Here is a 22928-nt window from a genome sequence, read left to right on the forward strand (position 1 = left end):
CCTGCTTAAAGCATCTCTTTTAATTTAACGCGGTCAATTTTGCCGCTTTGATTCAGCGGCATTGTTTCGATTGAGACTATGCGGTTGGGGAGCATGTATCGAGGAATAACTTGCTTCATATCTTTAATCAATTTCCTACTGTCAATCTGACCCGTCACAAAAAGTACAATTTGTTTCTCCTTATCGTCATAAAGGCAGCAACAAATTGGAATATCAGGAAACGACATTGCTGCCGTTTCAATTTCTCCCAACTCGATTCGGTAACCCATATGTTTTATTTGAAAATCCTTCCGTCCGTCAAACACTAACTCGTAACGTTCGTTATAATGTACGAGGTCCCCCGTTCTATAGATGGTTTCTTGGTAAAATTTGTTAAGGGGGTTCTGAACAAATGCTTTTCGTGTTTTTTCCTTATTGTTCCAATAGCCAGGCGACAAGCAGCTTCCCCTCACACAAAGCTCGCCTTTCTTTAACGGCTCTGTAATCCTTTTATTCCGATCATCCAGTATCAATAAACCCGTGTTGCCGCACGGATATCCCAGCGGCAACAGTTCGTTCTCCCCGAACTCCCGGTCAATCGGATAGTAGGTAATATTTACTGTCGCTTCCGTGGGTCCATACACATTCATCGCCAGCAGGCCAGGGATACTCTCCTGCCATTTTTTCAGATGCTTAACCGGCATTACTTCGCCGCCGAAAATAATTCGCTTTACACACGATATATCCACTTTATCCAGCGCATCTTTCATCGATACGTTAATAAATGCAGATGGGACCCAATATAAATAATTGATATTATGTTCCCGTATAAATTCCAGCGCTTTAACAGGAAACATAAAATAAGACTCCGGAATGATCGCCAGCGTGGCCGAAGTTTTAAAGCATGAATAGATATCTTGCGTAGAGATATCAAAATGGAACGGTGACTGATTGCCCATAATCGTATGTTCGTCGATATGGCATGCATCAACGGCCCAATCAATATAATCAATAATGTTCCGGTGGTTAATAATGACTCCTTTCGGTTCCCCTGTGGAGCCTGATGTAAACAAAATATATACCGGATCAGTATCAATAGTATTTTGCCGTATTGCGCGTATAGCGATTTCATCGATTTCTGTCTTGTCGATATCCTCTATCATAATAATTTTGCCATGGAAATCCGTTCTTTTAATAATGGCGCTAAATTTGCCGTTTGTGATAACACAGGCTGGGTTTAGAACGTTAATTATCTTGTTAATACGCGCTTCAGGCATCGATACGTCAATCGGCGTATAAAAATTGCCGCTATAAACAATGCCGGCAAATGCAGCGACACAGTTAATTGATTTTGGTAAGAAAGTAATAACTGACTGGCCTGATAGTCCTGTTTTTATAATAGTTGTGGCAACCGCTTTAGCAAATTTTTCCAGCGCGCTGAATGTAATCCTTGAATTTTGTTCCAGGATTGCAATTTTTTGGGGGCTTCTTTTTGCAGTTTCCTCTAAATATTCACCAACATTTTTTATCATGAAATAACCTCGCTTAAAATGCAGAAATTCTTGCCGGGTTTCCGAAAACTTTTGTTCCTGCTTTAACATTCTTTATAACGACGCTCCCCGCCCCGACGTAAGCGTTTTCTTCCACTACAATATTATTAACCAATACAACGTTGCTGCCAATATAAGCATTTTTTTCTATCCTACAGCCGCCAACCAAGGTGCAATTCGGTGAGATAACGGCATAATCCCCTACTACCACGTCATGGGCAACGGTGGAAAGCAGAAGAGCAAAATCACCTACAACCGCATTGGGTTCCACCCTAACAAAAGGAAATATGACACATCCTTTGCCGATTTGGGTGTGATCCCATATGATAGCCGTCGGATGAATAATATTAACAAAATTAGCCCCTTTATCTAATAGCTTTTGAATACACACATTTCTCACATTCGGATTTCCGACTGCTATTACAAAATTCTGCGTATCCTCAACTTGCCAATCTTCTATTGTGCCCATCACTTGTTCCGCGAATCCCATTCCATCCAAAGAATGTGGATTGTCGTCAATGAAGCCAAGTACATTCCACCTTGCCCTTGACTGGTTGATATCTTTTATTATCTGCAGCACCACCCTTCCCATGCCGCCGGCTCCAACAATGATTAAATCTTCCAATTTCTGTTTCTCCTCATTTCAAATCTTTCGCAAAATATATTCTTTCAGCCTCATAATCCATAGTTTCATACATATGAATCGCCGCCTCGTTTCCCCGGGAAGCGATCAGGTCTATCTTGGTTATATTCCTGTGTTTTGCCCTGCATTCAGCTTCATGGATTAACCGTTTGCCCAATCCTGTTCTTCGGTTGTTTTTATCTACCACAATTTGATTAATATGCATCCGTTTTTCACCCATGAATTCATGCTCAAACATCCAAAGGAAAGCGACTAATTTTCCTTTTTGTTTTATGCCTAATACTTCCGCTTGCTCTTTTTTCAAATGCTCATATAAGGATTGAACCTTTTCTTTGCATATGGCAATGCAGAATTCTTCCGATACTTTAAAATTGCTCCTGTAAGTTTCATACAAAAGCCGGAAAACAGTCTCTTCATTTTTCTGAATTTCTTCAAGACAAAGCCCGTCAACAATCAATTTTGTCCTGCCTTTCCACATCGAGATCCTTCATTACCATTTCATTTCCAGACTTTATGTCCTTTTTTCTCACAGTATAGGCAATCGTACGAAATAAAACCTCCGAATCCAACCTGAAGTTTACATGTTTGATATACTGAATATCTATATGAAACCTAGCCTTCCATTCAAGGTCATTCCTTCCGTTTATCTGTGCCAATCCAGTAAGCCCCGGCCGCATATCGTGCCTGTGATGTTCTTCCTTTGTATAATATGGCAGATATTCTTTAAGCAACGGCCTCGGCCCCACAAAGCTCATCTCGCCTTTCAAGATATTGAGCAATTCCGGCAATTCGTCAATGCTGGTGCTTCTCAATTTTTTCCCAAAGCCTGTCAGCCGTTCGCCGTCGGGCAACAGTTCCCCGTTTTCATCCTTCCGGTCCGTCATTGTACGAAATTTATACATCGTGAATATCTTTTCATCTTTTCCCGGACGCCGCTGCCGGAAAATAACCGGACTGCCTAATTTTGCCCGTACCAGAATTGCCGTTACCAAAAACACCGGAGATAAAATTCCCAGCGATAGGGCTGAAAATATGATATCCAGCAGCCTTTTGATGTATTTCCGGTACATTCAGAACAATCCTTTTATGATCCCGCAGACCCGGGCCATATCCTTTTCCGTCATTTTCGTATCGCTGGGCAGACAGACGCCCCGGCCGAACACATCTTCCGATACCGCAATGGCGTCACTATTGTCACTGAAAAATTCATAGTGTTCATAAAACGGCTGCAAATGCATCGGCTTCCACACCGGACGGCTCTCAATATTCTCTTTTTCCAGCGCGAGCATAATATCCAGCGGTTTTATCTTTGAATCCGGTTCCAGCAAAATAATGCTCAGCCAGTAATTCGGCTTACCCCATGAAGCAATCGGGCACATTTCTATTTCTCCGATCTCTTCAAAGGCGTTTTTATAATATTCATAAATAGCTTTTTTTTGCTTAATCCGTTCGGAAAGTATCGTAAGCTGGCCGCGCCCGATCCCTGCGACGATATTGCTCATCCGGTAATTATACCCAAGCTCACTGTGCTGGTAATGCCGCGCCTGGTCCCGTGCCTGAGTCGCCCAAAAGCGCGCCTTTGCGATCGCTTCTTCATCATCTGATACAAGCATTCCGCCGCCGGAAGTCGTGATGATCTTATTGCCGTTAAAAGAAAAAACGCCAAACTTCCCGATTGATCCGCTCATCTTATCTTTATAGGTTGCGCCCAGGCTTTCCGCCGCATCTTCAATGATCGGAATATTTCGCTTATCGCATATTCTTTTGATTGCAGCCATATCCGCACTTTGCCCGTACAAATTAACGGCGATTACTGCTTTGGGAACCTGCTTCTTGAACGCTTTTTCAAGTGCGGCCGGCGACATATTAAGGCTTTTCCTCTCACTGTCGATGAACACTGGGACCGCTTGTTCATATATAATCGGATTGCAGCTTGCGGCAAAGGTGAGATCGGAACAAAATACGATATCGCCCTGTTTTACGCCACAAGCTTTCAAGGCAAGATGGATCGCCGCCGTGCCGCTGGAAAGGGCGGCCGCCGCTTTCACGCCTGCGTATGCGGCAATTTCCCGCTCAAAGTAATCGACATTTTTCCCAAGCGGAGCAATCCAGTTCGTATCGAACGCTTCTTGAATATAATCCATCTCTTTTCCGCACATATGCGGGGATGACAAATAAATTTTTTCCCTCAATTTACCGATTGCTCCGTAATATCTCCGCTTAACGCAGAAGAGTGCGCCGCATCTATTGCCGACATCATAAAGATAACTATCATCTGTGCAATTAAAAAACTAGCTATGGCCTTCTCACCGATCCCTGTCACACCACGGCTGGTAGGTCGTTACAATCTGCTTGAGCCGGCCGATAGCATCCATATCATTATTATTTGCAAGGGTCAGCATCTGCTCAAACAATTCAAGGTCAAAGGATGTTTCGCCCGGACCCAGCTTAAATATCCGGTTATGCGCCGTCGTATCGAGCCGCTCTTTTTCCTCAGCCATAGCAAGCTCCTCATAAAGCTTTTCACCCGGGCGCAGCCCGATGATCTCGATGGGAATATCCACATCCGGCTCGTATCCGTAAAAGTGGATCAGTGTTTTTGCAAGCTCCATGATCTTGACCGGCTTGCCCATATCCAGCACATAAACCGAACCGCTGTTGGCAAGGGCGCCCGCCTGCAGCACCAGCTGCGCTGCTTCCGGAATCGTCATGAAATAACGCACGATATCCGGATGGGTAACGGTGACCGGGCCTCCGTTCCTGATCTGGTTTTCCATCAGCGGAATGACGCTGCCGTGCGAGCCGAGCACATTGCCAAACCGCACGCTCATACATTTCATCCCGGTCTTTTTCGCGAAGGACTGCACCGCCATCTCCGTGAGGCGCTTGGTCGCGCCCATAATGCTGGTCGGGTTCACCGCCTTATCCGTCGAAAGGTTTACAAACCGCTCCACTCCAGCCTCATTTGCCGCCTGCAGGGTGTTCAGCGTGCCCTGTACATTGTTTTTGATGGCCTCCAGCGGGCAGTCCTCCATCAACGGCACATGCTTATGTGCCGCGGCGTGGAACACGATCTGAGGATGCACCTCGCAAAAAACCTGCTTCAGCCGTTCAATCTCCCGCACCGAGCCGATCCGTATTTTGACATCCAGCGCATCTCCATACTGCCGTTTCAGCTCGCAATGCAGTTCATAAGCCGTATTTTCATAAATATCGAAGATGGTCAGGCTCTTGATGTTGAAGCGGGCCGCCTGTCTGCATATTTCGGAACCGATCGATCCGCCGCCGCCTGTTACGAGAACATCTTTTCCATTGAGATATACGCCGATGCTGTCCATATCAAGCTGGACTTCTTCGCGGAACAGGATATCGTTCACCCGGATCTCCCGCAGGGGCGGCGCTCCTTTTTTCTTTTCCGTGTCCATTTCCTGAATCAGCGGAAGGATCCTGACCCGGCAGCCGGTCTTCCGGCACAAGTCGAGGATCTCCGAGAGCTTTTCTCCCTTCAGCGAGGGGATCGCCACGATGATATCCGATACGCTCCTCTGGGTCACGATCCTGGGAATATCCCGGACAAAGCCAACGACCTCGACGCCCTGGATCCGCATTTTCTGCTTATTGGCGTCATCGTCTACGGCGACAATATCCCGGTACCTCCCATAGCCGCGCATTTGCGCAATAATCATTGCCGCGCCGGAACCCGCACCCACAACAAGCAGACTGGCCCGCGCGGGCGATTTACTGTTCTTCCGGATCGAAAGGTGCCGGACCGCCCGGTAACCAAAGCGCGAAACGCAGAGAAAGACCATCAGCAGCAAGGAAAAAAGCATCTGTATGGAGAGCGGGATATGCAGGTCAAAAGCCAGGTCACATCCAAAACAGATCGCGCTCCCGATCACAACGCTGGCGATAATACGCAGGCCCTCCGAGATGCCGCTGTACCTCCACATGCTGTGATACAGCCGGAACAGGTAAAACAGCACGCAGAACAGCACCGATAGGAGAGGCCAGGCAAGCCACAGCAAATTTGTACCAAAAGCGGGGCTCAGGCTTTCAAAACGAATACATACGGCAAAATAAAGCGAAAGAAAAACGGACACGATATCGCACAATACCAGGAACACAATGATCGAATTGCGTGTCCTGTGAATTTTATACGTCTTTTTTTCCTGCATGGCCCCTCACCCCCTTAGATGCAATTAATTATTTTTAAATATTTCAGCCAAATAAAAAGCCGAACAATTGTTCAGCTCCCTCAGCTTTCTTTCTTTTATATCTGCTCTGGTGCGTCAAACCACTGAAACGACATCCAGACATCCTTGACATGGCTCCCGACCTTAATTTCCACCATGGCGCTGCGCCTGTGTTTATTTACCTTTTTTATCATGCCCTCGTAATCCGCAAGCGGCCCGTCTATGATCTTGATATGGTCTCCCTCCATAACAGCCTGAGACAGGCGGATCACCCCATGATAACGCAAAACCCATTCCGCAAACTTCAGGTCGTCCCCGCGCAGCTCAAAACCATCGTCGTATTTCAGACAGCCGGTCAGCTGGCTGATCCCATAAAACAAACCGAAATTCAGAGGTGTTTCCGAATATAAAAAAATATACCCCGGCAGGAGCACATGCCGGCGTTTTTCCCAGGTTCCTTTTTTCTTCTCCTCCCGCTCATACCTTGGGACAAGCGAATAACAGCCGCAAATACGCCTGATTTTATCCGCTACTTTCTCTTCCTCCCCGGAATAGCAGGATACGCAATAGCAATAGGGAAATTTCATCACCCTAACCTACACCGCCTATAAGTCTATGCAGGGATCACGCCACGCTGCCTGCGTTGTACGCTCCCATACACGGATTGTATTCAAGCTGTCAACTTTGTAAGCAGATGTAAAGCCATGGATGAGATAGCTGCATTTAAATTATACAGTACGTCAAAGTATAGTAATACGCACTTGTTTTTTGGTGAACTTTCATTATAATAAAAGATAGAGGAAATCGCTTTCTGTAAGGAAAGCGGTAAGCTGGTCAACTGTGATATCGTTAGTACTTTTGAGTATACTTTTGAGTATAATTTTGCGAATTATTTTTTCGGGCTGTTATATTTGAAATTCTTTTATCTTCTTAAAAAAATAGGTCCGGCCTATCTCTAATTTTTCAAGCGCTTCCCTGAGCGGGATTCCCCCATTCCTCCAAAGAGCTGCCACTTCCCGGAAATTTGAGGGAACCTCCATTTTTTGCCTGCCGAATTTTACTCCCCGCGCCTTGGCGGCGGCAATTCCCTCCGCCTGCCGCGCCCGGATGTTTTCCCGTTCCTTCTGCGCGACATAGGACAATATCTGTAATACCAGATCGGCAATGAATATCCCCGTCAGGTCGTCTCCCTTTTGCCGCGTATCCAGCAGCGGCATATCAAGAACCACAACGTCCGCCTGCTTTTCGCGTGTCATGATCCGCCACTGGTCCATGATTTCGGCATAATTCCTTCCAAGCCTGTCAATAGAGCTGATGAATACCACGTCGCCCTTTTTCAGCCGCCTTAAAAGTTTCTTATATTTAGGCCGCTCGAAATCCTTCCCGCTCTGTTTGTCGATAAAAATGTTCTCCTTTTGGATTCCTTCTTTCAGCAGGGCGGAAATTTGCCTGTCCTCATGCTGCTCTTTTGTCGATACTCGTGCATATCCATATTCTCTTTGTTCCATACTGTTCCCCTATTCATATTTTCTGATGTTTTTTCACTAATATTCATTGTAGAGGAACATTCCTTTTCATCCGATTAAAATTTGTAAATGAAGAGAGAGCATAAAAAATTCATTTTTGCGCTTGCAGGGATTCAGAAACGCTTTTTTATGGGAAAAGGGAAACCGCAAAAAGCCCCGCCTGAGTATACCAGGCGGGGCCTAAAATTCCGGCAGTATTTTTATCGATTCTTCGGCTCCGGTTCGTCTTCGTCTATATCGTCAAAGCGCAGAAAGGCCGCAGAGACGCCGTCGTCTTTGAATTCTTCCACATCCGCGGGCTTCGTATCCGTCATCACGACTTCATCTTCTTCCACGAATTCACCGGGATTGATATCTCTTTTGCTCATAACAATTACCTCCTTTGATTGTGATTTATTGTTAAACCCATTTCCCGCAGTTAAACCGTTTCCCGCCAAAATATGTGGTTTGGCCGGCCGGGAAAGGCTTATTAAAATAAGAGAAACAGAAGGAGGCAAAACTTATGGATCAATTGATGAAAAATATTGAAACCGCGACCGTTCTGCCCTTTGCCGGCCTTGTAGATTACGCGCCCGGCCAGGTGGCGAGCAAAACGCTTGCACAAAACGACGCGGTAAGCCTTACATTGTTTGCGTTTGCCAAGGGAGAAGAAATCAGCACGCACGAATCCCACGGAGACGCGCTCGTGATCGCGCTTGACGGTATTGGAGAAATCACGATCGACGGGGAAAAGCACCCCCTGCGCGCCGGCGAGGCGATCCTGATGCCCGCTCGTCATCCCCACGCCGTTTATGCTGTGGAAAAATTCAAAATGTTTTTGGCCGTCGTTTTTCCGTCCAAGCCGGAAGGCGAATAAACAGTCATCGGCGCGCATAGCCGGTTTATAAGGGGAATATTGGGTTTATCCCATAACAGGCGCCGGTTGGAAAATACCGCGGCGTTATCATGCAATGTTTTCTCCCGGCACGGCGGGGCGCCCTGTAGGGAAACCCGGAAAAGGAAACAATGCGACAATAAGGAGGTCTAAGGTATGAAAAAAGCGGTAATCGAAGATGGCTGCATTGGCTGCGGCCTTTGCGAAAGCGTATGTCCGGAAGTGTTCCGTATGACGGATTGTAACGTCGCGGAGGTTTACGGCGAAATTACGCCGGACAATGAGGAAAGCGCTTTTGAGGCGGAAAGCGGCTGCCCGGTGAGCGTCATCTCCATCAACGACGATTAAGGCACGACGATTTTATGCAAAAGCCTGCCGCAGGCGCGGCAGGCTTTTGCTGTTTTTTCCCTCCTTGTGTTAAAATAAATACAGGAGGGAAAATATCATGCCTATTTCAAAGCAAACGCTTAATTTCTTAGCGCAAAATAAATTCAACAACAGCAGGGAATGGTTCCGCGCGCATAAGCCGGAATACCAGGAATATGTGCTTGCGCCCATGGCAGAGCTTGTGAACCTGCTTGCCCCTACCATACAAAAGATCGATCCGCTGATTATTACTGAACCCAAGGTGGGAAAAGCCATCTCGCGTATCTATCGTGACACGCGTTTTTCCCGTGATAAATCCCTGTACCGCGAGGTAATGTGGATTGTGTTTGCGCGCAGCAAAAGTGAATTTGGCTGCCTGCCGGGGTTTGTGCTCGAATTTTCCCCGCAGGGCTTCCGTTATGGCTGCGGATATTACGGCGCTCCACCGCGTACCATGGAAATGATCCGCAGGATGGCCCTCGAAGGCGACAAGGCGTTCCAAAAGGCGTTCCGTGCCATGAAAAAGCAGGACATTTTTACGCTGGAGGGCGAATTTTATAAACGAAGCAAATGTCCGGACGCACCGAAGGACATGCGCAGCTGGCTTGACCGCAAAAACCTTGACTGGATGCGAAACAGCACGGATGCGAGCCTTCTGTTTTCGCCGGATTTATACAAGACGCTTTCGGATGGTTTCACGCTGCTCGCGCCCTTTTATGATTTCCTGTGCAAGGTGGAAGAACGGCTTTTGGCCGAGGCCTGAATTCACACTTTTTTTACAAATTCAGACGTTTAAAATCCTGCTATGTTGGTATTATTTAAATAAGAAGCAAGAAAAGGAGATGGATAAAAATGGCAGGATTAATTCCATTTGGTCACCGGCATGGTCTTTCAAAGGGATTTGACGATCTCGGTTTTTGGGACGGAAGTTTCATGCGCAATTTCTTCAACGGATCGGATGGATTCACCAATTTCAGGGTGGACGTCAAGGATAAGGACGACCGCTATGAGGTTGACGCCGATCTTCCGGGCCTTCACCGGGAGATGATCGACGTTTCCTATGACGATGGAATCCTTACGATCAGTGCAGACATGAATGAGGAGTCCAAGACCGAAAAAGACAATTATGTGGTGAATGAGCGCCGTATGGGCCGTGTTTCCCGTTCGTTCTCGGTGAGCGACGTCAAAGAAGACGACATCACTGCGGAATACAAAGACGGCGTTTTGAAAGTCGTTCTTCCGAAGAATGGCGAAGAAAAGAAAAAATCCAAAAAAATTGACATCAGGTGACAAAAAGAAGCAAAGAGGCCTGCATCATTTCTGTGATGCAGGCCTCTTTGCAACTAAGTATATTATAAGGAAGAAACTTAATCTCTTTACAAACGCATCTGCCGTGAAGGATGGCGGCGTACCGCCCGCTTCCGGCCTTCCTCAGAGGATTTTCCCGATCCCATCCTCGCCTTCAACGACCCCGATGGTAAACTCGAACTCCTTCGTTTCGCCCGGTGCAAGCATGACCAGCTGTCCGCGTTCACGCGCGGCGGCGCGGCCCTCCGGCAGGCTGTTCGACGGCTCGAGGCCTACCACATAGTCACCCTCTCCCATCATTTTCCATTCGCCGAAATTTGTGAACTGCGCACGGTTGAATTTTACGTATCCGCCCAGACCGAGCTTTTTATTATACAGGCAGGCATAGCTCTCGTCGCCCTTTACCTTGGGGATATCATGATAGAACACCTGCTCGTTATAGCCATGCGCAGGCGCTTCAAACTTCATGTAACGGTCAATATCTTTTTCACCCTCCGCGTCCCGCGCGCGCACCTTTGTGCCCTCCGGCTCGATCAGCACAGTATCCTCGCTGACGAGCGGATAGCCAAAGTTACAGTGGTAAAGCAGCATCAGCGGCGCTTGCGTATGGCCGCAATTTTCCACACGGTCGCGCACATGCACGCACGCTTCGCCCATTTTCACCATGAATTCACGTGTCAGCACCATGTTTTCGCCAAACACAGCACTTTCTGCAACTTTCCCGCGGATGCGGATCACATAATCGCCGTCCTCCCATTCCCTGCTGACGCCTACGTCGCAGGCGGGCGTATTGCTGATCCTTCCGTGCAGACCAAGCGTATCACCCGCGTCTGTGCACGGCGCGCCCATATAGGTAAGACCGCAGGTTGTCATAAGCCCCGCGAAAAAACCGCGCAGGAAGCCCAGCCCGTCTTTTTCAAAATAGGCCGGATTTACGACCCCCGGTTTTCCGATATACGCGATGGGCGTTCCCTTATATTCCGCCCATGCAATATCCATCCCCCGCGAAGGAAGGATCGAAAACGAAAATCCGCCGCCCGTTTTCACATCAATGACGCGCACGCCATCCGCTTTGCCCGCGGTCAGCATTCCCTCGCGCGCATCCGCGATCTGCGACATATCCCCTACGTATTTACCCAATTCCTCTTTTGTCACTTTTTTCCCGAATAATTCCATTACTTGCCTCCTGTTTAAAACGGCGGAACAGAATCCATTCCGTTCCGCCGCCGCGCCTCAGATTTCCATAAGCATATCGCCAAGGTCGGACAGGCTGTCCGAGGCCTTGTGATATACCTTCATCATTTTATCATAGTATGCCATATTTTCGGGGATTGGCGCAACATCTTCTTCGATCTTATGCAGGGAATCGATCTTGTCGAAATCGGACCAGATGCCCGTCCCGACTGCCGCGCACGCAGCCGCGCCGAGCGCAGCCGCCTGTTCGTCAATGTTGGACTTCAAAACATGCATCTTGTAAACGTCCGCATAGATCTGCCGCCAGAGTGGGCTTTTGCTCCCGCCGCCTACGAGCAGCATCTCGTCCGCGATATCCGTCAGCTCACGAAGTTTATCGAGACACGCGCGAAGCCCCATAGAGATACCTTCCATCGAGGCGCGGATCACATCCGCGCGCGTATGAATGAGGTCAAGTCCCATAAACGCGCCGCGCAGATTGTAGCTCTTATCCATCGGCATCCCTCCGCCAAGGCTGGGGTTGAAGAGCAATTTGCCCGCACCAACCGGGGATTTTGCCGCCTCCTGCGTCATCAGGTCGTAAGCGTCGCTCCCCGTTCTTTCTGCTTCTTCGACAAACTCCCGGCACATCTGGTCGCGCATCCAGCGGAAACATGTGCCGCCCGCCGTAAGGCACAGCGCGGAAGCAAAATAGCCGGGGACTACATGGGTGAAAACATAAGGACGGGAATTCGCCTCGAGCAGCGGCTTTTGAGAGGAGACCGCAATCCACGAAGAGGAACCGAGGGAATTATATACCCTGCCCTCCTTAAACGCTTTTGCGCCAAGCGCCATACAGGAATTGTCCACGCCGCCCGCAACGACATTTACCTTCGTCGTGAGGCCGAGCTCGTCCGCCGCTTCCTGCGAGATTTGGCCGATCACATCCGTGGAAGCGACAACCTCGGGAAATATCTCTTCCGGCAGCCCCATCGCGGCGATAAGCCCGGATGAATACCGCCAGTTTTCAAGGTCCCATACGCCGCTGCCCGAAGCATACGACGGATCGGTGCATAAACGGCCCGTCAGCTTATAATTAATGTAGTCCTTGGTGCCGATCACCTTGCCGATGTTGCGGTAGACCTCCGGCTCGTTGTCCTGGTACCACAGGATCTTGAATGCGGAATAAAACGCAGGGGTAAAGCCATTGCCCGTCGTCATATACCATTTTTCTTCGCTGTAATTTTCAAATACGTCCGCAACCTGCTTTGTCGCGCGTCCGTCGGACCAAATGGGCGTAAACTCCCGCAGGAGCGTACCATCCCTGCCGACCGGTACCGCTCCGAGGCTGTGGCCCGAAATACCGCAGCAGGTAATATCGTTTTTATCCACTTTTGCTTTTTCCAGCAGAAGGCGCGTACTCTTTACGATCGCCTCCCACCAGTCCTCCGGCTTTTGTTCGTGCCAGCCGTGCGCCGGATAGGTCGTATTATAAGACATAAAGGCGGCCGCGATGCAGTTGCCATCGCTATCGTAAAGGGAGGCCTTGTTTCCGCCGGTTCCAAGGTCCCACGCAATTATTTTCTGTTCCATTTTCCTAAGGCTCCTTCGATTCTTATTCCACTTTCTGCAATTCGTCTGCCGCAAGCAGTATATTTAGTTTTTCGGTCGCGGCCGCAAGCGCCGCACATGCGTCTGACCGGCCTGTGACGGTATCGTATACCGCCTTCCCAAGGATATCCTCGAACCTCTGTTCCGAAAGACAGGTCCCGTCTGTTTTTAGGGGAAGCTCTCTTGTACGTCCGAATTCGCTCGCTTCCACCGTCCTGTGCAGCCACGGATAAACGTTTGCCACCTCAAGGTTCTCCACCGCCGTACGGCGCGGGACGAAGCCCCCAAGAATGGTGTTCAAAACCGAGATTTCCCGGTCCGTCGCCCACTTGATGAACTCGAACGCCGCATCCTTCTGTCTGCTGCCGGCGTTCACGGCAAGCGCCCAGCCGCCGTCCACGCTGACTTTGCCCGGCATAAAGCTGAAGCCGATTTTTCCGTTAACCCGGGATTTGCTCCATTCCGTTACGGTGGACATATTATCCGTAAACAGCGTAATCATCGCCGTCTTGCCGCTGCGGAATTCCACCGCCTGCTCTCCCCACCAGTTGTCGCACGATCCGTCCGAGGCATAGCGGAAGCTTTCCCTGTAATTTTCCAGCGCGCGGACAGCCTCTTCACTGTCGAGCGTAAAACGGGTGCCGTCGTGCACCTTGCCGCCGAACGACCATAGCCGAGGCAAGTATTCGCATACACCGCCCGACGACATGCGGCTTCCAAGCGTCGTCCCGAATTCCGTCGGGGAATCCGGATTATATTTACGTGTGAAGAACTGCGCGACCAAATTAAATTCCTCCCACGTATGGGGCGGCCGAAGCTCTTTTTTATGCTGTTCGTAAAACATGCGCTGCATGCGGATATCCGCGAAGCAATCCTTACGGTAGAAAAGCAGTTGGGTGCAGAACGTGAAGGGGATCGCGTAAACGGAACCCTGCCTGAGCGAATATTTTTCAAAAATATTGGGCAGCATATCGTCATAATAATCCGGATCCCGCGCGATATACCTGTCCAGGTTTTCCACGACCTTTTTCTGGGCAAATTCCGCGAGCCACGGGATATCTACGTCAAACACATCGTAGTTGTCCTTATACCATTCGTCCCGGATCGCCCAGTACATCTTCGGATAGGCTTTGGCGTCGATCTCAAGCTCCATCCCGGTTTTCTGCTCGAAATCGGATTTCATCGTTTCCATCGCATAACGCGCCCGGTCGATCGTAAGCAGCACCCGCAGCTTCCTGCGCGGCTCCGTCACCTTGATTTCCGGCTTTGGGTCAAGCTCCTTCAGATGCTCCGGCTTAACCTTCAGGAAAACGGTGCGCGCCGAAAATTTCGCGCCCCTTTCGATGTAATCCAGCATCATTTGGAACGCCGCCTCCACCAGCTCGATATAGGGATGCGGCACATAGATCACGCCTTCACGCGAGGTAAGCGTCCATGAGGTCGGCATATTGGCCACCACGAGCGGCCGCGCATGTTTCGGGATGTGGAGCACCTCGCACGCCTTGAGCACAGCATCCATCGCCTGGGAGCAGATCACCAGGATCACCTGCGGCGGCTTTGCCGACGCAACAAGGCGCAGCGCCTCCTTCAAAAGTCCTTCCCTGTCGTAGCTCGATACTGCGCACAGATGCTGCTGCACCGTCAGGTTGTGGTCGCGGTGCGCTTCTACATAGCCGTTGAACGTCTGCTCCTCAAGCGTATACTGGATCGGACTCAGGAGAATGCCGATATTCCCGTATCCTGCCTTGAGCAGCTGCGAAACCGTGCTTCTCGCCTGCCGCCGCGCGTCAAGGCCGACATAGTGGCGCTTTTCGTCGTCAGGCTCACGCTGTAGGAAGACAATTTTAAGCCCGCTTTGCCGCAGCCTGCGAAACAGCTCAGTATTTTGGGGCTGGCAGGTCGCCAGCATCACCCCATCCACATTATGCATCAGGGACATATTAAGCAGGCGGGTCTCAAGCTCGGCGTCCTCATTGGTAATATGCAGGTTGGTCACATAGCCCTTTTCCGCAAACAGCGCCGAAAGGTTCGTATACATCTGGGCCATAGCGGCGGCAACGATATTGGGCAGGATCACATCGATCTGCATGGATTTGCTCAGCCGCAGGCTGCGCGCAATTGCGTTTGGCTCGTAAGCAAGCTCCTTCATTGCTTTTTCAACGCGCTTCACCTTGTCAAGGCTGACTCCCTTTGCCCCGTTTATTATGTTAGAGACCGTACCGTGGGAAACCCCGGCCAATCTCGCAACGTCTTTCATCGTTGCCATAAAATTTTTCACCAACCTATATTTATTTGGGTCAATATCCTGTTCCAAGCTCTCCTTCGTCGCTTAGGAACAGTTCGCCCTTTTCATCGCGTTTTACCGCTTCCTCGAGAATATTCTTCGAGGAGCGCGTCCCGATACGCACCGTGCCCGTCGCAAGGACAGCCAGCGCCGCATCCAGCGTTTTCACTCCGCCCGCGGCTTTTACCTTCATGCCGTCCGCGTGCTCTACCATGATCTTAAGGTCGTGGATCGTTGCGCCGCCGCCCGCGTAGCCGGTAGACGTCTTGGAAAAATCCGCGCCGCCTGCCTTCGCCAGCTCGCTCGCTTTGATAATCTGTTCATCCGTAAGGTAATAATTTTCAAAGATGACTTTGAGCTTCGCGCCGCCGTCGTGCGCGGCCTTTGCGACCTGCTTGATCTCATCCAGCACATAATCGTACTCGCCCGAGAGGAACCTTCCGATGTTCATAACCATATCGACTTCCACAGCGCCTTTCAGGATCGCATCCTTCGTTTCGAAAACCTTTGTTTCCGTCGTGCAGGTGCCGTGCGGGAAACCAATGACCGTAGTTGGGAGCACGTCCGTGCCCTCAAGCTCACGGATCACAATCGGCAGGTCGGAGGGGCGCACGCATACCGAAACACATTTGTACTGTTTGGCAAGACCGCAGCCTTCCTTCAGTTCCTTTACCGTGATATCCGGACGCAAAAGGGAATGGTCGAGCGCGTCCGCGATTTCCTGTACTGTGATTTTTTTCTTTTCCATGGCAGCTTTTCTCCTATATATTATATTTTAAATTGACAGAAAATGAAATAGTTTCATTGTGTGCGGTCCGGAGGGGCGGCAGCAACGCCCCTCCCATCCGCGCTGAGGAAAAAAATGAGAATTACTGATTTCTGATAGATTCCAAAATGTTGATCGCCGATTTCATACCGATCCCGAATCGCTGCGCGCCCGCATCATAGAATGCCTTCAGCATGGCAAAATCGCGCACGCCGCCGGCAACCTTGATCTTAACGTGGTCGCCCACCGTCTGTTTCATCAATTCAACATGGCGCACTTCGGTCGGCTTTGCCGAATATCCGGTGCCCGTTTTAACGTACTGCGCACCGGACTGCGCCACGATTTCGCTTCCCCTCCTGATCTCGTCGTCCGTGAGATAGGTCACTTCAAGGATTACCTTGACCGGATAACCGTCCGCGGCATCAACCACGGCGGCGATATCGTCTTTGACATAGTCGAGCCTGCCGGATTTCAGCTTTGATACGCAGAGCACCATATCAAACTCAGTACATCCAAGTTTTTTCATCTCCCTCACCTGGAACACCTTATCCTGCGTGAGGTCCGTACCCGTCGGGAAACCGATGGGTGCGCCGATAACAACCTTGCTCTCCGGTCCGAGCCGTTCTTTCAGGTGTTCGATATTGCATGGCATGACAAACGCCGCAATAAAACCGTACTTGTTTGCCGCATCCGCAAGTTCCTTCACGTCCGTTTCCGTTGTGGGAACGGAAAGGGCGCTGATGTCCACAATGCCGGGCAGGGTTTCAAATGTCAGTTGACTGTTCATAGTTCTTCCCTTTCTGCTATTGGATCGTATAGCCGCCGTCAATCACGAGGTTTTCCCCGTTGATAAGGCTTGCCGCGTCGCTCGCAAGGAACACCGCGCAGGCGGCGACCTCTTCAGGATATCCGAAACGCCGGGCCGGAATGGTTTTTTTGAACGCCTCGCCCACTTCGCCTTCCCACGCGGCTTCGCCCATGGGGGTGAGGATAACCGTCGGAGAGATCGCGTTCACATTGATATTATACTGCGCCCATTCAAAGCACAAGAGTTTTGTCATATAGATCACGCCCGCCTTCGCGACGCCGTAGGCGATATGCTTATCGAGCGCGACGATACCAGCCTGGGACGCCATATTGATAATTTTACCGCCGCCGTTTTCAATCATAGTGCGCCCCACGGCCTGATTGAGCATGAACATTCCCTTAAGGTTCACATTCATTGTGAGGTCCCACATTTCCTCGGTCATGTCTACCGCCTTGTCGATGAGCCCAACGCCCGCGCAGTTGACAAGAATATCAATCTTTCCGAAACGCGCGACCGCCGCGTCCGTAACGCCTTGCCGGTCGCTTCCTTTTGTGATATCGCCCGTATATCCGAGGTATTCGCGGCCGAGTCCTTCCACATACCGCTTCAGTTCGTCCGACTCTGCGCGGTCGAACACGATGATGTCCGCGCCCTTGCGCGCATACATTTTTGCGATCTCAAAGCCGATACCGCTTGCGGCGCCGGTAATGACCGCCCGTTTCCCCGCAAGATCAAAATTTTCATTGAATTCCCTGTGTGCCATCTTTCATTCTCCTTATCGTCCCGTCCTGCCTGCGGGCAGGCACTGAAATTGTCTTCCCGCAGTGCAGACCTGCCTGCGGGCAGGCATCCCCATGCGGCGTAAAAAAACAAGGCGGTGGAAAATCAGGTCATAAAGCCGCCTTGCTTTCTTGTGAAATCCTGTCTTAGTTAAGCGGTCTGACCCTCTTTTGTGTCGTTCGCCGCTGAATCCAGCGTATAAGACATAATCTTTACCTGGTCCGCTTCGTCATGTCCGAGGACTCCCCTGAGTTCTCCATGGTGCATAACCATGATCCTGTCGCACAGCGAGAGCACTTCCGGCATTTCCGATGAAAGCAGGATGATCGACACGCCCTGCTTCGCAAGATCATCGATGATACGGTAGATTTCCGATTTTGCCCCGATGTCGATCCCGTGTGTAGGTTCGTCCATGAACAGGATTTTCGGCCCGTTCATCAGCCAGCGCGCAACGATCGTTTTCTGCTGGTTGCCGCCCGAGAGGTTGTTGACGCATTGCTGGAGGGATGGCGTTTTTACATTCAGCTTCTTGACGTATTCGTCCGCGATCCCTTTCACTTTATTTTTATTCAGCAGTCCGAGGGTGCTCTTAAGCCGTTTCAAGTACACCATCGTCATATTGTCTTCCACGGACATCTTGAGGAACAGGCCCTGTATCTTCCGGCCCTCCGGGATCAGCGCGATGCCATAGTTGATCGCGTCTTCCGTATCCTTGATCCTCACTTCTTTGCCGCCCAGCTTAATCGTGCCCGCTTTTCTCAGGTGCGCGCCGAAGATCGTCTCCAGCAGCTCGGAACGTCCCGCACCTACAAGACCGGTGAGGCCCAGCACTTCGCCTTCATACAGCTTAAAGGATACGTCATTTACACGCCCGCGCACGTCGGAAAGATGCTCTACCTCGAGGATCGGCTTACGCGTCTCATACCCGCTCATAAATTCGCGGTGTGCGGACTGGTCGAACTCACGGCCAACCATGAGGTTAATCATCGTCTGCTCGTCCATGTCTTTGCGCTCGCGTGTTTCGATGTGTTTGCCGTCGCGCAGGACCGTAATCTTGTCTGCAATCTCCATGATCTCTTCCAGTTTATGGGAAATATACAAAATCGCAACGCCGCTGCGGCGCAGATCATCCACAATCTTGAGCAGGAATTTAATCTCGCCTTCCGTAAGCGACGCCGTCGGTTCGTCCATAATCAGCATTTTGGAACGAAAGGACATTGCCTTTACGATCTCGAGAAGCTGCTGTTCGGATACGCTCAGGTTTTTGACGATCGCGTTCGGGCTGATGTAATCGATCCCCAGCTCGTCGAGAAACGCCTGCGTATCCCGGTACATCTTTACTTTGTCGATGAACAGTCCCTTTTTGGGCATCCGTCCAACATATACGTTTTCCGCGGCCGTCATATGCGGCGCGAGCGACAATTCCTGATGAATCATCGCGATCCCCGCGAGCTGCGCTTCCTTCGGCTCCCGGAAGAGGACCGGCTTTCCTTCAAATTCCACAGTTCCTTCGTCCGCCGGATAAACGCCGGACAGTATATTCATCAGCGTGGACTTGCCCGCGCCGTTTTCACCAACGACCGCGTGCACTTCTCCGCTGTAAATATCAAAGCTTACATTGTCAAGAGCTCTAACACCTGGGAAGATCTTAGATATGCCGTTTAATTTGCAAATCAGCTCTTTGCTCATAGTTTAATAACCTCCGTTTTTTGAAGGATGGGGACTGCGCGCCGCGCAGTCCCATCCTCAAACACTTTTCTGCTTAGAACAGTTCCGGGAACAGTTCCTTTACGGTATCGGGCGTAGCCATCACGCCTTCGTACCAGTTTACTTCTTCTTTCGGTCCTTCACCGGCAACGAGCTGATTGAACGCGTCGATAACCGGCTGCGCGCCCTGGTTGAACGGATCCTGGTCCATGCAGCCCTTGATCGTTCCGCTTGCGATATAAGGAGCGGTCTCTTCAAGAACGTCGTGGCATACCAGCATTACCTGATCCTGCAGGCCCATATCTTCGAGGGCTTTCGCAGCGCCGGACGGGCCGCCCGCCGTTACATACAGGCCTTTGAGGTCCGGGTTCGCCGTCAGGATGTTCTGGGTCTGCGTGTAAGCTTCCTCTGCCTTGTCGTTGTTTTCGACTTCCGCTACCAGCTCGAGCTTGTCGTTCGCGTCGAGGATGCTTCTTGCGCCCAGGCGCCGTTCTTCATGGCCGAGGACCGTGAAGTCGCCGGTGATGATGGCATATTTGCCTTCGCCGCCCATCAGTTCTTCGAGCTTCTTGCCGCATTCTTCGCCGCCGTACGTGCCGCTCTGGCCGTAATAAGCCTGGCGTTTCGAGTTATTGCCCGGTTCCGTATTGAATGTGTACATCAGGATCCCGGCTTCAACGCCTTTGTCCGTGACCGGCTGCAGGGCTTCGGAAATACCGAAGAAGCAAATCGCGTCGTAACCGGCGGCGATGTCGTTCTCGATGATGCTCGCCCATTTCTGCGGGTCGAAATCCTCTACGGACTGGCAGTCAACCGTGCAGTTCCTGTCGGCAAGCGCTTCCTTGGCCCAGTTCTGACCTACGAGAACAGCCGCGCCGAAGGGGTTGTTCTGAACCATGATCGTCGCGATCTTGATCGGTTCTTCCGCAGCCTGGTCTACAGGCAGGGACAGCGGCGTTTTGCCGGCAGGTATCTCGAGATCCGCCGCGGGCGTGAAATCGCCGGCAGGTTCAGCATCAGAAGACGCTTCCGTGGATGCTTCGCCCGACGCTTCCGTGGATGCCCCGGCCGAAGCTTCCGTGCTCGGTTCCGTGGCAGGCGCAGAGCAGCCAACCAACATCGCTACACAGAGAATCACTGCAACGAGGGTTACTAAGGTTTTCTTTAACATAATCTTTCCTCCCAGATTTTTTTATTATCCAACCGGCTGGGCCGGTGTGAATACGTGAATGGGCCGCCGGTTAGCGGGCCGCGCGTTTTTTGCGTACGCTGTCGAGCGCAACCGCGCCGATGATAATCAGGCCCAGGATAACCGTCTGCCAGTAGCCGGAAACCGCAAGCTGCGTGAACATATTTTTCAATATGCCCATCAGTGCCGCGCCGACGACTACGCCGAGTATATTTCCTTCGCCGCCCGTCATCGAAATGCCGCCGATAACCGCTGCAGCGATAACGTCCAGCTCGTAGCCTTTGCCAAAGGACGGGTCCGCGCTGTTCATTTGCCCGACGAGGAGCAGCGCGCATACGCCGGCCAGGAAGCCTTCGATCACATATACGAGCGTCAAAATCTTATCTACGTTAATACCGGACAGTTTTGCCGCCGGAGCGCTGTTACCGACCGCGTAGATGTTCCTGCCGGTCATGGTATTGTTCGCGAATATGAAGCCGATCACGACGATCACGGCCATCACGATGACGGTAACCGGAACCGGCCCGATATAACCGCCGCCAAATACGGAAATCCATGTGGGTTCATACCGAATCGGCGAACCGTTGGTGATGAGCAGCGCGACGCCCTGCCCGACGCTCATCATGCCCAGCGTGGCGATGAACGGCGGAAGGCCGACTTTGGAAACGAGCAGGCCGTTTGCCAGGCCGAACGCGGTACCCATGCCGAGGATCAGCAGCAATACCACGATGCCGGGAAGCGCGTAATCGGTCGCACGGGCAAAATATGTGCCGAATGCAGCCGACGCCGCGATGACCGACCCGACCGAAAGGTCGATGCCCGTCGTAATGATGATAAGGCCCATACCGACCGCGAGGATTGCGTTCAGCGAGAACTGCCTGATGATAACAAAAATATTCGTTGTCGTCGGAAATGTGGCTGGCCGCAGGATGCACATGATTACAAACAGTGCGATCAGCGCGACGAGAGCCGTCATTTCCGGCTTTGCCATTAGCTTTTTGAATGTACCGCTTTTTCTCGCGGCAAGTTCCGTTCCGGTTTGATTCCTCATAATTTTCCTCCCTATAATGCCAGGGCAGACCGCCCTAATATATCATCGTACGGCAGAGCGCCGCAGTATGAACAAAAAATGCCTGTGCTTACCAGCAGGTATAGGCGCCGTCCACCGGGATAGCCGCCCCCGTGGTAAAGGTGGACGCGTCGCTGGCGAGGTAGAGCACTACGCCCTGCAGCTCGTCGGGCGTACCCGGCCGCTTCATCGGCGACATTGCCATCCACCGGTCGACCCACTCGCCTCCGTCTGCAAAAAACTTTTTCGTCATTTCCGTTTGCATATAACCGGGGCAAATCGCGTTCACGCGTATATTGCGGGGCGCCCATTCGCACGCAAGGCTTTTTGTCAGATGGATCACGCCCGCCTTGGATGCGTTGTAGGAGGTTTGCGGCTGCGGCGTATTGACGATCAGTCCGGACATGGACGCCGTATTGATAATATTGCCGTATCCCTGCTTAATCATTGCGCGTCCCGCCGCCTGTGCGCCGAAAAACACGCCGTTGAGGTTGATGTTAACCACCGTGAGCCATTCCTCCGGCGTTACGTCTTCAGCGGGAATATGCTTTACGATGCCCGCATTGTTAATCATCACATCGATTTTGCCGAATGTATTTACCGTATATTCCACCAGTTTTTGGTTGTCTTCCGGCGAAGCGACGTCGCACTTCACCGCCTCGGCCCGTACGCCGTAGGTCTTCGCGATCTTCTTTGCGGTCTCGGCCGCCAGATCCATATTGATCTCGCCGATCACGATATCCGCCCCCGCCGACGCGAGCGCTTCCGCCATCGCCTGCCCGAGGCCTTGCGCGGCGCCGGTCACAACACCGGCTTTTCCCTTCATCGAAAACCTGTCGATTACGTTCATGAATTTGATTCCTCCAAATTTTTTGTTTTCTGCCCTTACGTACGGTAAAAAAACTACACATTATTTACCATGCTGAATTGCGCGGAAAATAAAAAAAAGCAATAAAAAAACGCAGGATTTCCTGCGATTCTTCATTGCCCCGGTACCCAAATTGTTATGGACAGAAATCTGTACTTAATCGTTCAGGCGTCATACCGGACACGATCTTCCGGACCGCGGCGGCCTCCTCAACTTTTGGCGCCGGTATGTAAT

At 51.0% G+C, this 22928-nt stretch carries 23 protein-coding genes; 4 read left to right on the plus strand and 19 right to left on the minus strand.

The window, feature by feature from the left end; all coding sequences use genetic code 11:
• Nucleotides 1–5: 5 nt before the first annotated feature.
• The 9 genes from B1H56_RS09910 to B1H56_RS14600 form a co-directional block, all read right to left on the minus strand.
• On the minus strand, nucleotides 6–1580 hold the full coding sequence (locus B1H56_RS09910) for an amino acid adenylation domain-containing protein (protein ID WP_082771025.1): 1575 nt from the start codon (nucleotides 1578–1580) through the stop codon (nucleotides 6–8).
• On the minus strand, nucleotides 1525–2154 hold the full coding sequence (locus B1H56_RS09915) for a NeuD/PglB/VioB family sugar acetyltransferase (RefSeq protein ID WP_066522625.1): 630 nt from the start codon (nucleotides 2152–2154) through the stop codon (nucleotides 1525–1527). Before B1H56_RS09915 ends, B1H56_RS09910 begins: the two co-directional genes overlap by 56 nt.
• Nucleotides 2155–2167: 13 nt before the next feature.
• A complete protein-coding gene (locus tag B1H56_RS09920) occupies nucleotides 2168–2629 on the minus strand; it encodes a GNAT family N-acetyltransferase (protein ID WP_066522627.1) in 462 nt (153 codons plus the stop codon).
• On the minus strand, nucleotides 2619–3242 hold the full coding sequence (locus B1H56_RS09925) for a sugar transferase (protein WP_066522628.1): 624 nt from the start codon (nucleotides 3240–3242) through the stop codon (nucleotides 2619–2621). The genes B1H56_RS09920 and B1H56_RS09925 overlap by 11 nt, the downstream gene beginning before the upstream one ends.
• Nucleotides 3243–4373: a DegT/DnrJ/EryC1/StrS family aminotransferase gene (locus tag B1H56_RS09930; RefSeq protein ID WP_066522629.1), complete on the minus strand. Its 1131-nt coding sequence runs from the start codon at nucleotides 4371–4373 to the stop codon at nucleotides 3243–3245.
• Nucleotides 4374–4478: 105 nt separating this feature from the next.
• The gene (locus tag B1H56_RS09935; RefSeq protein WP_066522631.1) at nucleotides 4479–6347 is read right to left on the minus strand and encodes a nucleoside-diphosphate sugar epimerase/dehydratase; all 1869 of its coding nucleotides are present in this window, start codon (nucleotides 6345–6347) and stop codon (nucleotides 4479–4481) included.
• Nucleotides 6348–6442: 95 nt separating this feature from the next.
• Nucleotides 6443–6952 carry a transcription termination/antitermination NusG family protein gene (locus tag B1H56_RS09940; RefSeq protein ID WP_066522634.1) on the minus strand — a complete coding sequence of 170 codons (510 nt, stop codon included), beginning with the start codon at nucleotides 6950–6952 and terminating at the stop codon, nucleotides 6443–6445.
• 318 nt (nucleotides 6953–7270) lie between these two features.
• Complete coding sequence (locus B1H56_RS09945) at nucleotides 7271–7873, minus strand: recombinase family protein (protein WP_066522635.1); 603 nt, start codon at nucleotides 7871–7873, stop codon at nucleotides 7271–7273.
• A 218-nt stretch (nucleotides 7874–8091) separates the two neighbouring features.
• Entirely contained in the window at nucleotides 8092–8259 is a 168-nt protein-coding gene (locus B1H56_RS14600; RefSeq protein WP_156468692.1) for a hypothetical protein, read from the minus strand.
• A 134-nt stretch (nucleotides 8260–8393) separates the two neighbouring features.
• On the opposite strand from B1H56_RS14600, the gene B1H56_RS09950 reads away from it, so the two are divergent.
• The 4 genes from B1H56_RS09950 to B1H56_RS09965 all read left to right on the plus strand — a co-directional run bounded on the left by B1H56_RS09950 (nucleotide 8394) and on the right by B1H56_RS09965 (nucleotide 10421).
• A complete protein-coding gene (locus tag B1H56_RS09950) occupies nucleotides 8394–8747 on the plus strand; it encodes a cupin domain-containing protein (RefSeq protein ID WP_066522637.1) in 354 nt (117 codons plus the stop codon).
• A gap of 174 nt (nucleotides 8748–8921) precedes the next feature.
• Nucleotides 8922–9113, plus strand: coding sequence for a ferredoxin (locus B1H56_RS09955; RefSeq protein WP_066522638.1), 192 nt, complete (start codon nucleotides 8922–8924; stop codon nucleotides 9111–9113).
• A 97-nt stretch (nucleotides 9114–9210) separates the two neighbouring features.
• Nucleotides 9211–9894 (plus strand): DUF2461 domain-containing protein, encoded by a 684-nt coding sequence (locus B1H56_RS09960; protein ID WP_066522640.1) that lies wholly within the window; start codon nucleotides 9211–9213, stop codon nucleotides 9892–9894.
• Between the two features lie 89 nt (nucleotides 9895–9983).
• Entirely contained in the window at nucleotides 9984–10421 is a 438-nt protein-coding gene (locus B1H56_RS09965; protein ID WP_066522641.1) for an Hsp20/alpha crystallin family protein, read from the plus strand.
• A gap of 141 nt (nucleotides 10422–10562) precedes the next feature.
• On the opposite strand, the gene B1H56_RS09970 is transcribed toward B1H56_RS09965, so the two are convergent.
• The 10 genes from B1H56_RS09970 to B1H56_RS10015 all read right to left on the minus strand — a co-directional run bounded on the left by B1H56_RS09970 (nucleotide 10563) and on the right by B1H56_RS10015 (nucleotide 22676).
• Complete coding sequence (locus B1H56_RS09970; RefSeq protein ID WP_066522644.1) at nucleotides 10563–11615, minus strand: aldose 1-epimerase family protein; 1053 nt, start codon at nucleotides 11613–11615, stop codon at nucleotides 10563–10565.
• A gap of 57 nt (nucleotides 11616–11672) precedes the next feature.
• Nucleotides 11673–13205, minus strand: coding sequence for a xylulokinase (locus B1H56_RS09975; protein WP_066522645.1), 1533 nt, complete (start codon nucleotides 13203–13205; stop codon nucleotides 11673–11675).
• Nucleotides 13206–13227: 22 nt separating this feature from the next.
• On the minus strand, nucleotides 13228–15489 hold the full coding sequence (locus B1H56_RS09980) for an extracellular solute-binding protein (RefSeq protein WP_147554721.1): 2262 nt from the start codon (nucleotides 15487–15489) through the stop codon (nucleotides 13228–13230).
• Nucleotides 15490–15520: 31 nt separating this feature from the next.
• Nucleotides 15521–16255: a deoxyribose-phosphate aldolase gene (deoC, locus tag B1H56_RS09985; protein WP_066522647.1), complete on the minus strand. Its 735-nt coding sequence runs from the start codon at nucleotides 16253–16255 to the stop codon at nucleotides 15521–15523.
• A 121-nt stretch (nucleotides 16256–16376) separates the two neighbouring features.
• Complete coding sequence (gene deoC / locus B1H56_RS09990) at nucleotides 16377–17060, minus strand: deoxyribose-phosphate aldolase (RefSeq protein ID WP_066522648.1); 684 nt, start codon at nucleotides 17058–17060, stop codon at nucleotides 16377–16379.
• A gap of 16 nt (nucleotides 17061–17076) precedes the next feature.
• Nucleotides 17077–17844 carry a GolD/DthD family dehydrogenase gene (locus tag B1H56_RS09995; RefSeq protein ID WP_066522650.1) on the minus strand — a complete coding sequence of 256 codons (768 nt, stop codon included), beginning with the start codon at nucleotides 17842–17844 and terminating at the stop codon, nucleotides 17077–17079.
• A gap of 167 nt (nucleotides 17845–18011) precedes the next feature.
• Nucleotides 18012–19550, minus strand: a complete 1539-nt coding sequence (locus B1H56_RS10000; RefSeq protein ID WP_066522651.1) for a sugar ABC transporter ATP-binding protein — start codon at nucleotides 19548–19550, stop codon at nucleotides 18012–18014.
• Nucleotides 19551–19623: 73 nt separating this feature from the next.
• Nucleotides 19624–20739: a sugar ABC transporter substrate-binding protein gene (locus B1H56_RS10005; protein ID WP_066522654.1), complete on the minus strand. Its 1116-nt coding sequence runs from the start codon at nucleotides 20737–20739 to the stop codon at nucleotides 19624–19626.
• A gap of 70 nt (nucleotides 20740–20809) precedes the next feature.
• Nucleotides 20810–21808 carry an ABC transporter permease gene (locus B1H56_RS10010; RefSeq protein WP_066522655.1) on the minus strand — a complete coding sequence of 333 codons (999 nt, stop codon included), beginning with the start codon at nucleotides 21806–21808 and terminating at the stop codon, nucleotides 20810–20812.
• Between the two features lie 88 nt (nucleotides 21809–21896).
• Nucleotides 21897–22676 (minus strand): glucose 1-dehydrogenase, encoded by a 780-nt coding sequence (locus B1H56_RS10015; protein ID WP_066522656.1) that lies wholly within the window; start codon nucleotides 22674–22676, stop codon nucleotides 21897–21899.
• Between the last annotated feature and the right edge of the window lie 252 nt (nucleotides 22677–22928).

Source organism: Christensenella minuta, from assembly GCF_003628755.1.
GTDB classification, from domain to species: domain Bacteria; phylum Bacillota; class Clostridia; order Christensenellales; family Christensenellaceae; genus Christensenella; species Christensenella minuta.

What these genes read in the sequence shown, in the direction of transcription:
- B1H56_RS09910 (WP_082771025.1), bottom strand. Translation starts at nt 1,580, where the DNA reads ATGTTAAAGCAGGAACAAAAGTTTTCGGAAACCCGGCAAGAATTTCTG.
- B1H56_RS09925 (WP_066522628.1), bottom strand. Translation starts at nt 3,242, where the DNA reads ATGTACCGGAAATACATCAAAAGGCTGCTGGATATCATATTTTCAGCC.
- B1H56_RS09935 (WP_066522631.1), bottom strand. Translation starts at nt 6,347, where the DNA reads ATGCAGGAAAAAAAGACGTATAAAATTCACAGGACACGCAATTCGATC.
- B1H56_RS09940 (WP_066522634.1), bottom strand. Translation starts at nt 6,952, where the DNA reads ATGAAATTTCCCTATTGCTATTGCGTATCCTGCTATTCCGGGGAGGAA.
- B1H56_RS09945 (WP_066522635.1), bottom strand. Translation starts at nt 7,873, where the DNA reads ATGGAACAAAGAGAATATGGATATGCACGAGTATCGACAAAAGAGCAG.
- B1H56_RS14600 (WP_156468692.1), bottom strand. Translation starts at nt 8,259, where the DNA reads ATGAGCAAAAGAGATATCAATCCCGGTGAATTCGTGGAAGAAGATGAA.
- B1H56_RS09950 (WP_066522637.1), top strand. Translation starts at nt 8,394, where the DNA reads ATGGATCAATTGATGAAAAATATTGAAACCGCGACCGTTCTGCCCTTT.
- B1H56_RS09955 (WP_066522638.1), top strand. Translation starts at nt 8,922, where the DNA reads ATGAAAAAAGCGGTAATCGAAGATGGCTGCATTGGCTGCGGCCTTTGC.
- B1H56_RS09960 (WP_066522640.1), top strand. Translation starts at nt 9,211, where the DNA reads ATGCCTATTTCAAAGCAAACGCTTAATTTCTTAGCGCAAAATAAATTC.
- B1H56_RS09965 (WP_066522641.1), top strand. Translation starts at nt 9,984, where the DNA reads ATGGCAGGATTAATTCCATTTGGTCACCGGCATGGTCTTTCAAAGGGA.
- B1H56_RS09970 (WP_066522644.1), bottom strand. Translation starts at nt 11,615, where the DNA reads ATGGAATTATTCGGGAAAAAAGTGACAAAAGAGGAATTGGGTAAATAC.
- B1H56_RS09975 (WP_066522645.1), bottom strand. Translation starts at nt 13,205, where the DNA reads ATGGAACAGAAAATAATTGCGTGGGACCTTGGAACCGGCGGAAACAAG.
- B1H56_RS09980 (WP_147554721.1), bottom strand. Translation starts at nt 15,489, where the DNA reads ATGGCAACGATGAAAGACGTTGCGAGATTGGCCGGGGTTTCCCACGGT.
- deoC (WP_066522647.1), bottom strand. Translation starts at nt 16,255, where the DNA reads ATGGAAAAGAAAAAAATCACAGTACAGGAAATCGCGGACGCGCTCGAC.
- deoC (WP_066522648.1), bottom strand. Translation starts at nt 17,060, where the DNA reads ATGAACAGTCAACTGACATTTGAAACCCTGCCCGGCATTGTGGACATC.
- B1H56_RS09995 (WP_066522650.1), bottom strand. Translation starts at nt 17,844, where the DNA reads ATGGCACACAGGGAATTCAATGAAAATTTTGATCTTGCGGGGAAACGG.
- B1H56_RS10000 (WP_066522651.1), bottom strand. Translation starts at nt 19,550, where the DNA reads ATGAGCAAAGAGCTGATTTGCAAATTAAACGGCATATCTAAGATCTTC.
- B1H56_RS10005 (WP_066522654.1), bottom strand. Translation starts at nt 20,739, where the DNA reads ATGTTAAAGAAAACCTTAGTAACCCTCGTTGCAGTGATTCTCTGTGTA.
- B1H56_RS10010 (WP_066522655.1), bottom strand. Translation starts at nt 21,808, where the DNA reads ATGAGGAATCAAACCGGAACGGAACTTGCCGCGAGAAAAAGCGGTACA.
- B1H56_RS10015 (WP_066522656.1), bottom strand. Translation starts at nt 22,676, where the DNA reads ATGAACGTAATCGACAGGTTTTCGATGAAGGGAAAAGCCGGTGTTGTG.